The organism is Nostoc sp. LPT, assembly GCF_017115165.1.
Taxonomy (GTDB): domain Bacteria; phylum Cyanobacteriota; class Cyanobacteriia; order Cyanobacteriales; family Nostocaceae; genus Nostoc.
In genome coordinates this window covers 40392-52581 of sequence record NZ_JABXKF010000113.1, presented here as the reverse complement: position 1 = coordinate 52581, position 12190 = coordinate 40392, and the positions used below count along the sequence as shown (strand labels likewise).

Sequence of the window (12190 nt, the reverse complement as noted above, 5' to 3'; positions counted from 1 at the left end):
AACGATCGCCCGAATTCAATAAACGATCGCCCGAATTCAATAAACGATCGCCCGAATTCAATAAACGACTGCCCGAATTCAATAAACGACTGCCCGAATTCAATAAACGATCGCCCGAATTCAATAAACGATCGCCCGAATTCAATAAACGACTGCCCGAATTCAATATAGGAACTTAGCAAATTTGCTTTGATTAAACACAGAAGCGATACCTACGGTAAGCTACGCTAACGCCATTGTCTGCCAGATAACTAGAATCAGCAAGCGTAGACGCTTCCTCGGCTTGTCGTTAGACATCGCTATTGGATTTGTTAGATGAGGAAACAATCGCTCAGAAAACTGGTTTAACTGTGGCAGAAGTCCGACAGTTGAGGTAGTGACAAGCGATCGCCTTTCAAGTTGTAGAGTTAGATTTGGGGCGATCGCGCATTTGCAAATTGCCAATTATCAACTCCAACCCTTGGCGTAACTCAATTCTTTGCCAGTAACCTTGTCCCAGCCGTCGCGGATATTTGTATACCACATCCAACACATCATCTGGATCTGGGTGTTGGGAACGTTCCACTGTCTCCTGAAATAGTTCATCAAAGGCTTGCTGGGAAAGGGTGATTGTCATAGCAATCTTGAGATAAAAACTTAGCTCTTAATAAGAAATATCTCATTAAAATTTGTCTATTTGATTTTAGTGTTCCCGCTTCTCCTGTCGGAGACGCTAGGCGAACGGGAAACCACTTCGTGTCTATGCGCCCTACCAGCAGGGTAGCCGATGCAGCGTCTATGCGGTTTCTTCTTTATATAATTTGGCGCATATTTATACAAAATTGCGACAAGAGGTTTGAGCTTTCGGACTCGGGATAAATCTATCTCTCCTACCCTGAATTTCCTGCCTTCTTGCTAACGAGAGCATCCCACTTTGATGAGTTTCCCTTGTAAACGATAAGTCACTGCCCCACAGGCAAAACCTGCCGACTTAGGTTCTACGTAAGACCGTGTTGGCGGATTTTGTTTATCTAACCGCGATTTCCAATCGCCAGATATTTTTTCTAGAGTGGGATACTTGCTTAAAAATTGTGAGCCTGCAACAATATCGTGAGGCCCCTTAACATTTATTTTAGAACTATTGATGTAGATGTTATAATCATAAATAACGTTTTTATTTTTAGTCTTATTATTAATATTTTTTCCAGGAAAAGCATAAAGAATGTTCCTGAGAATTTTGACATCAGATGACGTATGAGCAAATATTTGTCCGCCATTAAGTTCTGGACTCTGATTATTTAAAACAGCTGTGTTATTTACAATATCAACATGCTCGCTTAAAAATGCATGAATACCCGATCCACCATTATTAAATGCAAGATTATTTTTAACTAAAGTATATCCTTTATATGCATCCAATTTTGAGTTATTCTGATCGTTTCTAGAACTATCGATAATAATGCCATTACCGTCTGTAATCTTTCCGACTGCAATCCAAGGAATGTACATGCGATTGTTGTAGGTTTTGTTGTTAATAACAAAAATCTTGTATCCCCGCTTGTTGTCATAATTCCAACTATTCAAAATCGAAATGCCACTGTTACCATAAACGCTATACCAGGCATTATCGAAAACTTCGTTATTATCTATTGTTACGTAGTCTGATTCAATCGCGGAAATGCCTGCTCCTCCACACCCGTGTACCTTGTTATTGACAATTCGTATATGGTGACTACGACCACCTTTTCGTCCATCTGCATTAATGCAGTTTCCATTCGTTAGCGGGTTTTGTTTATTAGTTTTCTGACTCATCGCATAATCAAGGGTTATGTTGGCATTGTTTCCTATCACTTCCAACCCATTTATCTCAATATATGACGCTCCCTTGTGAATCAAAATTCCATGCCATCCATTGTGTTGAATTTTCGGCTGATGTCCAGGATATGCTTTAAACTTAATCCATGCATTTGCTGTTCCAGAGCGAGTAATAGATACTACGTTCCCACTTGGTTTTGCATTCCTGTAGACTCCGTTCATAATCAAGACTGTATCGCCAGGGTTAGTCAGATTTGCTGCCCTTTGAATTGTTCTAAAGGCAGATGAAGTAGAGAGTCCGCTATTTGCGTCATTTCCAGTACCACTAACATAGTATGTTTTCGGAGTTGCCCTACTGCTGATTAGCTGATGGTTAGATAGGATAATTTGTTTGTTAGTGAATATCTGAGGGATGTTTTCAACTAAATATGTTTTTATCCTTTCTCGCTCAACCAAAAGACCTAATACCACGGGAATTGCAAGATATGCGCTTAACCTGAAACCTCGAATTACCACAACAAAAGGCTCCTTTATAGGCACTACTTAACAAAAATATAATATCAGGATATGTCAGTCCTTTTAAATACTATTTGGCATCAAGGGTATATAGAGCTGACTTTTCTAGCTCCCCCGATTTCCATCTTGTCCATAGGCATGCCAAGCTAAGTCTACCAATCCATCAACGATCGCAGCTGCTACAACTGCATTACCTTTGCGGCTGTCAATTATAATGTGAGGCACTAGAGAGTCTTGTAAACGCTCCTTAGCTTCATCAACATTTACAAATCCCACTGGAGTTGCGATTATTAAAGCAGGTCTAATTTCCTCAACTTCAATTAAATCCACGAGTGCAGTCAGGGCAGTTTGCGCTTGGCCTACCACAAAAATGCCCTCTGGATAACGCTTTGCTAAGGTTTCTATTCCCCATGCTGCGCGAGTTTTTTCTTTTTGAGGGCGTGTTAGAGCTTCCATGCTGCAATACACTGGATTCGCAAAGGTGTTTTGAATGTCGTAGGCAATACCTACTTGTACCATCGGGACATCTACTACAATCGTGGTACGTGCGGCTAGCGCTGCTGCTCCAGCTTGCAAGGCACGCTCAGAAAAGCGAATCAAAGACTTATACCCAAAGTCAGCCGTGGCGTAGATTACCCGACGCACAATCTCATACTCTGCGGGTGAAAAGACATGATCGCCAATTTCACTATCAATGATTGCTAAACTTTGAGCATCAGTTACGTGCCATTCCATTTTTGTTGAGCTTCTCAAATATTAGCTTTCAGCTTATCAGCTTCAGAGAGTTTAGAGTTAGGAGTTAGGATTTATATAGCAGTCCTAAATCATTTGTGAAATATTTTGGAGTTGGCTGTCATTAGTCATTTGTCCTAAGTAAATTGCAAATGACCAAGGACGACCATAACAAAAATTTTCACAATTTCATTTAGGATTGCTATAAGTTAATTAAACTACTCACTCATAACTCATTACTAGAAGACCGACTGAAAATAGGAGATAGGTAGGCAACCAAAACGCCAATGAGAAACCCAGAGATATTGCGAACTAAAGGCAACCAGTCGCTTGTGCGTGTCACAACTGGCCCAATGCCGAAGGCAATAAACAAGATTCCCCACAAAGGTGAGAAAATTAAAGCCCATTGCCAAGCAAAAACTTGTCCTTTCTCGCGGGGTTGAGCTGCAAATCCACAAATCACCCCACCAATAACTGAGGTAATCAAGGTGAGAATCCACTGCTCTCGTGGTAGTCCGGGGACAACATTGCAACCCCCTTTAAGCAAACAGCCTTTAACCGATTCTAAGGCTTGCAGAATGGCTTGGTCTTCGCCTTCTTCTCGGACAAAATACAAATTACCAAAGCGGGTTTGCAGTTCTATCCAGAAAGTCCGGGGTAAAAGTTTATAAACAGCATCACCGACGCTAAAACTGAGGATGTTACCGCCACGAGAATCAGCAACTAGTAGAATGCTTTTGTCATCCAAACCCCAATATTTGATAACCGCGCGACCTGGGGTGCGGTCATACTGGGTTAAGACTCGCAATTTCCAGCCTGTGTCGGCTTCAAACTGCTCTAAATCTTTGACAAGCTGTTCTTCTTCCAGCACAGGCAGAGATTTAGCTAAATCTACAACTGGGGTAAAGGTGTCAGGCAGTAACTCAGGATTGTCATAAGCCAGTGCTGGGGGAGAATGCATCACCCAAATTGACCCAGCCAGGAAAAATATTGCAATAGATACTAGAATTCGTCGCCAAAAACAAGATTGCATGGACGTTTTTATACAAATATCAACGGTAAAAGCGAACAAGTTGTTTTAAAAGAATACTAAAAAAATGATAGTCCTTTACACTTGTTTACTTTACTCTAATCTAGGGGATCAAAGCAAAAGGTTTTTGGGAGTGGAGAGTAGCTTTCGTGATACCTAAAGATAAAGCGCATTTTGTCAATCAGTTAAAATACTCAAAACATTACTGTTACTAGGGAGAGGGGAGGAGGCATAGACACTAGACTCATCCCCTCTCCTCCTTGATTATTAAGCTGTTACGCAAAGAAAATTGCACATTAACTAGTGTTCGCGCAGCGTCTCCTTCAGGAGAGGGTTGTCCTTTGTCAAAAGTCCTTTGTCTTTAAAAACACAAATGACTAATGACGGTCTATACGGAGTTTGTGCAATATATATATAGGCGTATTAGCTTTTATCGTCAAAGTTTTTAACAACTCAAAATTGACTAAGTCATAGCGAAGTTCCCCATACATTAACAATTCAAAATTCAAAATTCAAAGTTCAAACATTTTAGACATTTCAGACGAACGCGAGTGCGTCTCTAAGAGTTGAGAAGTGCCTTCTCCCAAAGGGAGACGCCAAGGGCGATGCGCGGGTTAAGAGCGTTGTGGCAACTTCGGGGGATTTAAACCCCGACAACTGATCGGAGGCAGAGTGGCTCCGACTCCGCGCTACATATAGATGTAGGGGTCTTAAACCCCTGAATTTACAATAAAAGGGGAATGATTTAGAGGTGAGAGATGACTAACAAAGAATTATTAATCCAAGAAATAGAAACTTTACCGCCGGAGTTGCTAACAGAAGCACTCGATTTGATACGTTCTATTAAGGTTAACTATACAAAAAAGGAGTTGGAACGAGGTAAGCTTGAACCTATCCCTTTAAGCGATTCTACAGAAACTTCTAGCGATCAAGAGCAACTTACATACCGTCCTGCTTCGGGACGCTCCATTCTTCGACACGCTGGCACTTGGGAAGGTGACGACTTTGAAGAATGCCTTCAAGCAGTATATGCTACCCGTGGTCAAGCTAAATTTGATGACGAAAACCTATTTGAATAATGTATTTACTGGATACAAATCATTGTAGTGCCATTATTTTAGGCGAACCAAATGTTATCCGTCGCGTGAACGAAGTTGGAGAAAATAACATTGCTACTTGCGTAATTGTCCAGGGTGAACTGACATTCATGATGGAAAAATCCCAACGCAAGGAAAATAATCTGGTTCGATTGACAGAATTTTTAGAAGATATTCGTATTTACCACATAACAGAACAACAGCAACAATTTACGGTCAAATAAAAGCAGCTTTATTCAATCAATTTGCACCCAAAGATAAAAATAAACGGCGAAAAACTAAAATTGTTGATTTGGGTTTTGATGAAAATGACATTTGGATAGCTGCTATTGCACTGCAAAATAATTTAATTGTGGTTTCCAGTGATAGTGACTTTTTGAGAATTCAACAGGTGAGAAGCTTTTCGCTGTCATCTTGGGTTTGATTTGTAGCATAGAGCTATAGCTGCATAATTAACTTTACAGTACCCATCCGTATATACTCGGTTCATAACAGAAATTTGGGAACAAGCACATTTCTCCTAAAAAGACAGCTTCATTAAAATATGCTTCACCCGTTTTCCCAAATTGCCGAATACAATGCCAAAGTTTATCCATAAACAAAAATCGCTTTTTTTAAGCTGATGAAATAGCACGTTTTGACACCGCAACAAGGAAGATAAGCAATGGCCTATGCCCTTTTTTTTTTGGTCAATCTTCGTCATCGAAATTGTTTTCCCAGCTAGCAGCGTCGTTGTAACCGTCATTAGCGCGGTACACTTCTGCTTTGATTCGGCGATTTTCTTGCCTCAGCACTTCTCGTTCTCGCAACGTTAGTGGTGGTTTTTCATTGCTTGGCAAGCGATCGCTCGTCCGCCTTACGGGTTTTTGGCGCGTGAAGTTTCTCCAAGCAGCTTTCGCGCCAATAAAGATACTGTGTGTACCTACTTGCAGATTTTGAGCCTGTTTTCTGGCGCTATCAAAGCTTTGATCAACTTGTTTCACAACCTGACTAGCACTTTTTACGCCTTGGCTGACATCATCAGTTAAGTCAGTGATTTCTAAGCCAGTCACGCGGATAGCTTCTAGAGTGGGTGGTAACTCCCGTGAGAGAGTATCAAATAGCTTTTCTGCACTGCGAGCCGCGTGTGCTAACTCCTGCAAAGCCGGTATTGCCGCCACTAAAACCGCAGTCAAGCTTGTGGCGACTAAAAGTAAGGAAAGTCCCAACCAAAACAGGGGTTCAATCACGGTTGTGTCATTTATGAACGTTCTAATTGCTGGGGAAGCGAATCTGAGTCTTCAACAGATGTTTGTCGTTTCAAGACTTGGCTTTCTCGCTGACTGGCATCTACACCTGCTGCGATCGCTTCTCGTAATCTATCTAAAGTGTCATCCCAGTTTCGTAGTGCGCTAGCAGAGAGACGATCTGCCTGAATTTGCACACTCATTGATAAATCTTCTGCCAATTCTGGGATAGCATTGGCAGATTTTTTCAAAATTTTACGCGTTTCGCGCCCTGTGCGTGGAGCCACCAGTAAACCGGTTAAAGCACCGATGGTAGCTCCTAGCATCAAACCGCCAAAAAATACTCCAGAACGGTTATTAGACATCTTATTGTTTCTCTCCTTACACCCATTTTAGGTGGGTTTTCTCCCCTTGCAAGACTCAACCGATTTTATTCAGTTAATCTATGGTGACAAAATATCAGCCAGAAATGTTGCTTTTATTCATTAATACTAAAAGCATTAATTACTTATAATTCAAAACTCCCCGCATCTCCCAAAGTTTTCATACCTCTGGTAAGCCTTCTGGCGGGCGTTTCTTTGTGTTACATCTTGCTCCGGTTCCGTATCGGGTATTGCTAGCTTGTTTAAGATTAGGTTATGGAAAGGGGAAGCGATGCCTGCAGCGGGCTATGCCTACGCCACAAGCCAATACACCCTGTGGGAGCTTACTACGGACTTCTCTGTATGTACCCCCGTCAGTCTTAATCATAAATGTTCATCTGAACCTGACATAACTCATTTTGCAACTGTTCTTTTCCCAGATGTTAACTCTAGCTTCAGAAAATAACGCTGCCAGATTTGCCGCCCTAGCAAAAGTAGACTGATAATTTGCCGCACTTGCTGAATTTGTATTTGTAGCGCTTGATTTCTCTGCCGTAAGTTATAAATATTCTGTTGACTGAGATAAATATTTTCGGGTGCTTTATTCAGGGCTGCATTGGTACAAATTTCATAGGCGGTTAACCTATCTGCTATGTATGCTAGCTGCTGCTTAAGTTGCCACACCCGCCAAGCTACATAGATTAGTATCAGCGAAATCAGGGTGTTAATTATGACAACTAAAATTACCATTGTTTATCTTCACCAATATTAGCTTTGAGGAACTGTTCTATATACTTGATTTGGCTCTTATTTAATCATGAAGAAACTAAAGGATAAAATTTATGGCACAAAGTACATCTGGATTCTGGCAATAAAAAGTAGTTAGATGATGCTCTAAGCGCTATTGAAAGGTTTTACTAGGTGAAAATTAGTGTAACAAAGGCTGATGGCTAAAAAATCGCCAATTTGCCAATTTTGTAACAATGATATATCCACACCTCGCAAAACCACAGCTACAATTGCCTTAGATTCACGACTCGGTTTGCGAAATCAACCTGTATGCTCCATAAGCCCCATCATTACTACTTCCCACTCCTTAACCTGATAATCCTAGTCAATTTGCGACCTTTGTGGGATGTAAGCACAATGGTATAGACCCTTCAACAGATGGTAAGAGAACTACACTACACTCCTTGGAGACTCCCCAGCATTGCCTTTATTATTGTGCTCCTACCTCTACCAATTTTCCAGCCTGTCGTGTGCAGTTAACTAATATTTTGCCTGTAAAAACCTCACTAGTGTGTTCACTAACCAAAAATTGCTGGGTATGGACTGAGGAAACAGACAAGTGATAAAGGAGAAAGTCTATTAATTCCTCTTCCCTTAACTTTTACCCTATTTCTTTGCCGAAGGCTTCCCCATCAGCCTTTAACCTCTTCCCTGCTGAAGACTTTCCCCTGGTATTTTACTAATACTTTACCAATAATGATTATCTTTTTTTATACATCCAGTAGGAGCTGAGGATGTCAAAAAAATCACCATTGAATAATTTATTCCGAGCTATTCTTGCTGCCTTGACGATTGGATTTGTTGGGTGTGGAAATCAAGCTGTAAGAACTACATTCACTCAGACTAACACCCAGGTAAATGAGAATCTTCCTCAAGTTGTAGCGACTACAAGCGTACTGTGTGACTTAACCAGGCAGGTTGCCGGAAATACAGTTAACCTTACCTGCTTAATTTCTCCTACTGCCGACCCCCAATTTTATAAACCAAAACCGGAAGATCGTAAAGCCATTCAGCAAGCTAATCTTATTCTTTATAATGGTTACAATTTTGAACCAAATCTGATCAAGTTAATTAAAGCGACTAAAAACCCTACACCAAAAATAGCCGTCGCTCAACTGGCAGTGCCTAAGCCACAAAAATTTCAGGCAGGTGGTAAGAATGTAACCGATCCTCATGTTTGGCACAATACCAAAAATACTATCAGAATGGTGGAGGTAATTAATAGTAATTTGAGAAAATTACAATCTAGTGATGCAGAAGCTTATACCAGTAATACTAAAAAAATTACAAATGAACTCACTCAACTAGATAGCTGGATTAAGTCAAGAGTTGTCAGCATTCCTACCAAAGAACGGAAGTTAGTTACAACCTCTGATGCACTAAGTTATTACGCCAAAGCATACGGTATTTCATTGGCAGGAGGATTGCAAAGTATTAGTACTAACGAAAAGCTGACAGCCGAACGAGTCAAAAATTTGGCTACAAACATTAAACGGGCTAAAGTATCAACAATTTTTGCTGAAGTGGAAATTAATCCTAATCTGATTCAATCTGTAGCCACAGAAGCTGAAGTGAATATTTCTGACAGAAAGCTATATGCTGAGGGACTTGGTGAACCAGGAAGCGACGCGGACACTTATCAGAAAATGATGATTGCCAATACACGCACAATTGTAGAAGGACTAGGTGGGACGTATTTGATGTTTGAAACGAAAGCTGCTAGGTAGCTAGAACATCAATTCAGTAATCCTAAAAACCGGGTTTTTTGAGATTTCAGAAAACTTGGTTTATTAATCTATCTTTGGAAGACAGAATTGGAGTTTTAAATGTTACGGAAGATGGGTAAAGGAGATTGTGTTATTTAAATTTATCAAGTGTCCACCATACCAATGCTTTCTTTTACATCTCTTTGATGAACCCATCTTTCCCATCCATATATCCGATGATATCGTTAGGATATTGTCTCGCTAACTTACGTTTTAATTCACTATATTTCTGTGCATCTTCGGGATGTGCAATCATGTAATCCCGAAATGCTAAGTGTCGTTCTACTTCCGGTTATCTGGCTGTAAAGGTGTGGACATGATGTGTTCTTGTACCTGTTTCATTCTCTTTACGGAAGAAACGACGACCTGGTATGCCAAACTCGCCCATTACTTCATAACCTAATGCTTCCATACCCAAACTATGATCATCAACTTTAGCGATGTTTTCAACTTCAACCAACAAATCAATAATGGGTTTGGCGTAGATATATGGAATTGCTGTGCTGCCAATATGGTGAATAGCAACTACATTTTCACCTAGTGTAAGTGCAACATACTTTGATTCATCGTCGAATTTGCCGCGCCATATTGGATTATGTGGTACTACTTCTACTTTCATCAGGATTTAGAAACAACATTCTTAAATTTGAATTCAAAATTTAAAATCCAAAATCCAAAATCGACTCACCATCCCCAAGTACCAGGAGCGCCTTTAAATGGCCCAACAATATCACTGGTTATCCAACCGCCATAGAAATTACCTGGTTGTGGTTGCACTTCTTCGCCATTAACGTAGCATTTATCCATTAAATGAGCATAAAAAGCTACATAGTGCTTGATAGATTCAAAGGCTGGTGTGGGCTTGGGATAGAACCAGGCAGCATTATGGACTTCTTTATCACCAACTCGAATTGTGTAGTAACCAGCACTTCCCTTCCACTCACAAAAGCTAGATTGCGGAGTCATCTGTAGATATTCCATTTTGATATCCGCTGGGGGAATGTAGTAAGAAGGAGGATGACTGGTTTCTAAAACACGTTTGGCGCTGTGAGTATCTACAATTACTACTCCGTTAAAGATTATTTGGATATGTTTGGTTGTATCCTCCAAAAGAGGAGGACGGGGATAATCCCAAACTGATTCTTGTCCGGGAGCAGGTTCGATGCGTTGAAAATTAACCATCATCAAGAGTGTTGAGTGCTTAGAGAGGAAAAAGTACTTAGTACTGATATACTTAGTGAAGCAGCAACTCTCCTTGTGGAGTCACTGCGGTCTTTTAACTCAACCCTCTTCATCGTACCTGTTTAAGAGCATCTACTTGCTTAGTAAACATCTCAGTGAATAAACTAAGCACAGTCCGTTCTTCGCGCACTTTTATATTGGCACTGATAGACATACCTGATTGCAAGTTAACTTTTTTACCCTTAATCACTAGGGATTGTTTATCTAATGAGACTTTTGCCGGAAATCTGTAAAACTGATGGGTTTCGTCTGGCGGTAATGCGTCTGAACCTATCCCAGTCACTTCTCCCTTGATATCGCCAAACTCGCTGTAAGGAAAGGAGTCAATTCTGACATCTACCTTCATACCTTTTTGCACAAACCCAATATCTTTGTTAGTGATGAAAACTTCAGCAATATAGTTTTCATTGGGGACAATTTGCAACAGTTTTGTAGTTGGAGTTGCGACAAATCCAGGATTTTTTGCTTGCAAATCAAAAACTGTTCCAGCTACAGGTGCGCGGAGTTCTTGATATTTAACGTTTAACTGTGATTGAGATATTTTACTATTGACATCTGCCAAACGCTGCTCGTTATCTAACACAACTTTCATGAATTGGCTATCGATTGTGGCAATCTGCTGTTTGTTCTGAGCTATCTTATCCAAAATGTTTTTATCAGAAACAGCCACCGTATTGCTTAACTCTTGTTGTCCTTTTTCTATATCAAACTGGAGGCGTTTCAGTTCCTCACCTAGTTGCGCTACTTCCGCTGTGCGGTTTTGTACTTCTTGTTGCTGGTTAAGATACTGAAGTTGAGAAATACCACCTTCTTCTGCTAATATCTTCAGCTTATTTAAAATCCCCTGTTGAATAGCTAAACTTGATTTACTATCTTCCAGCTTAATTTGATTTTGAATTAGTTGTTTTTTGATCTTTTCTACTTCTAACCGCGCAGCAGATGAGCGAGAGTCTAATTCCTGTTTGGCAACTCGTAGAAGTTGTTGTTCATCAATTCCTACTCCAGAATCTTGACCAGAGTTTTTTAATTGAGTGCGGAATAATTCATTTTCTGCTACTAATGCTGCTCGACTTTTCAGCAGAAAAGTAGTTTCTTGTGGCAAATTCCCACGCAAATATAACAGTTCAGATCCAGTAGCCGTGCTTGCACCCATCAATCGGCGATAAATCTGGTTTTCTTTCATTAATGCAAGGCGAATTTTATTCAAAGAATTTAATTCGGCAACAGAGGCTATGGAATCAAAAGTTAGCAGTAAAGTTCCTGGCTTGACTTCTTGTCCATCTTTAACATTAACTGTTTTCACCACTCCACTAACAGGAGCCTGAACTTCTTTGACTGTTCCTTGCGGTTTTAATTGCCCTGTTGCTGGCACTACTTGCTCAATTTTTGCAAAATAAGCCCAAGCAATTCCAAAGCAGGCTAGCGCCATGAGTGTAATCATGATTGTACGCGACCAAATTGGAGATTGGCGCAAGACAATAGATTGCTCAAATTCCTGAGTGTTTGAGTAAGTTAAAGACTCTTGAGCAGCTTTCTGTTGTTTTGTCAGTACCGATGAATCGTGCTTCACTCCATTTTTTTGATTGCCGTTTTTATGATTGCCGTTGAGATGATTCCCATTAAGTTGAGTCATAAC

General features: G+C 40.4%; 14 protein-coding genes and 1 pseudogene. 4 read left to right on the top strand and 11 right to left on the bottom strand.

All coding sequences use genetic code 11. The features are described from left to right. The 5 genes from HWQ58_RS21730 to HWQ58_RS21710 form a co-directional block, all read right to left on the bottom strand. Nucleotides 1-182: hypothetical protein (locus HWQ58_RS21730; RefSeq protein WP_292867030.1), on the bottom strand; the 182-nt coding region annotated here is incomplete at its 3' end. A gap of 212 nt (nucleotides 183-394) precedes the next feature. Further along, complete coding sequence (locus HWQ58_RS21725) at nucleotides 395-616, bottom strand: hypothetical protein (protein ID WP_292867028.1); 222 nt, start codon at nucleotides 614-616, stop codon at nucleotides 395-397. Nucleotides 617-894: 278 nt separating this feature from the next. Next, nucleotides 895-2310: a right-handed parallel beta-helix repeat-containing protein gene (locus HWQ58_RS21720; protein ID WP_292867026.1), complete on the bottom strand. Its 1416-nt coding sequence runs from the start codon at nucleotides 2308-2310 to the stop codon at nucleotides 895-897. Between the two features lie 105 nt (nucleotides 2311-2415). After that, a complete protein-coding gene (locus tag HWQ58_RS21715; RefSeq protein WP_292867024.1) occupies nucleotides 2416-3045 on the bottom strand; it encodes a precorrin-8X methylmutase in 630 nt (209 codons plus the stop codon). 223 nt (nucleotides 3046-3268) lie between these two features. Further along, complete coding sequence (locus HWQ58_RS21710) at nucleotides 3269-4075, bottom strand: TPM domain-containing protein (RefSeq protein ID WP_292867022.1); 807 nt, start codon at nucleotides 4073-4075, stop codon at nucleotides 3269-3271. 755 nt (nucleotides 4076-4830) lie between these two features. Here HWQ58_RS21710 and HWQ58_RS21705 point away from each other — a divergent pair. The 3 genes from HWQ58_RS21705 to HWQ58_RS38545 all read left to right on the top strand — a co-directional run bounded on the left by HWQ58_RS21705 (nucleotide 4831) and on the right by HWQ58_RS38545 (nucleotide 5593). Next, entirely contained in the window at nucleotides 4831-5151 is a 321-nt protein-coding gene (locus HWQ58_RS21705; RefSeq protein ID WP_292867020.1) for a DUF2281 domain-containing protein, read from the top strand. Beyond that, nucleotides 5151-5393 (top strand): type II toxin-antitoxin system VapC family toxin, encoded by a 243-nt coding sequence (locus HWQ58_RS38550; protein ID WP_366838389.1) that lies wholly within the window; start codon nucleotides 5151-5153, stop codon nucleotides 5391-5393. The genes HWQ58_RS21705 and HWQ58_RS38550 overlap by 1 nt, the downstream gene beginning before the upstream one ends. Before the next feature lie 68 nt (nucleotides 5394-5461). Further along, entirely contained in the window at nucleotides 5462-5593 is a 132-nt protein-coding gene (locus tag HWQ58_RS38545) for a PIN domain-containing protein (RefSeq protein ID WP_366838387.1), read from the top strand. Between the two features lie 265 nt (nucleotides 5594-5858). On the opposite strand, the gene HWQ58_RS21695 is transcribed toward HWQ58_RS38545, so the two are convergent. The 3 genes from HWQ58_RS21695 to HWQ58_RS21685 form a co-directional block, all read right to left on the bottom strand. Continuing rightward, nucleotides 5859-6398, bottom strand: coding sequence for a DUF948 domain-containing protein (locus HWQ58_RS21695; RefSeq protein WP_292867018.1), 540 nt, complete (start codon nucleotides 6396-6398; stop codon nucleotides 5859-5861). 11 nt (nucleotides 6399-6409) lie between these two features. Continuing rightward, nucleotides 6410-6760 carry a YtxH domain-containing protein gene (locus HWQ58_RS21690; RefSeq protein WP_292867016.1) on the bottom strand — a complete coding sequence of 117 codons (351 nt, stop codon included), beginning with the start codon at nucleotides 6758-6760 and terminating at the stop codon, nucleotides 6410-6412. A gap of 411 nt (nucleotides 6761-7171) precedes the next feature. Beyond that, nucleotides 7172-7507, bottom strand: a complete 336-nt coding sequence (locus tag HWQ58_RS21685; RefSeq protein WP_292867014.1) for a hypothetical protein — start codon at nucleotides 7505-7507, stop codon at nucleotides 7172-7174. Nucleotides 7508-8280: 773 nt separating this feature from the next. Here HWQ58_RS21685 and HWQ58_RS21680 point away from each other — a divergent pair. After that, nucleotides 8281-9273, top strand: a complete 993-nt coding sequence (locus HWQ58_RS21680; RefSeq protein WP_292867012.1) for a zinc ABC transporter substrate-binding protein — start codon at nucleotides 8281-8283, stop codon at nucleotides 9271-9273. Nucleotides 9274-9445: 172 nt separating this feature from the next. Here the strand turns inward: HWQ58_RS21680 and HWQ58_RS21675 are convergent. From HWQ58_RS21675 to HWQ58_RS21665, 3 genes and pseudogenes are all read right to left on the bottom strand, one after another. Continuing rightward, a pseudogene (locus HWQ58_RS21675) lies at nucleotides 9446-9931 on the bottom strand (GrpB family protein). A 65-nt stretch (nucleotides 9932-9996) separates the two neighbouring features. Continuing rightward, complete coding sequence (locus HWQ58_RS21670) at nucleotides 9997-10494, bottom strand: DUF427 domain-containing protein (RefSeq protein WP_292867032.1); 498 nt, start codon at nucleotides 10492-10494, stop codon at nucleotides 9997-9999. 109 nt (nucleotides 10495-10603) lie between these two features. Beyond that, nucleotides 10604-12187, bottom strand: a complete 1584-nt coding sequence (locus HWQ58_RS21665) for an HlyD family efflux transporter periplasmic adaptor subunit (protein ID WP_292867010.1) — start codon at nucleotides 12185-12187, stop codon at nucleotides 10604-10606. Nucleotides 12188-12190 lie beyond the last annotated feature (3 nt).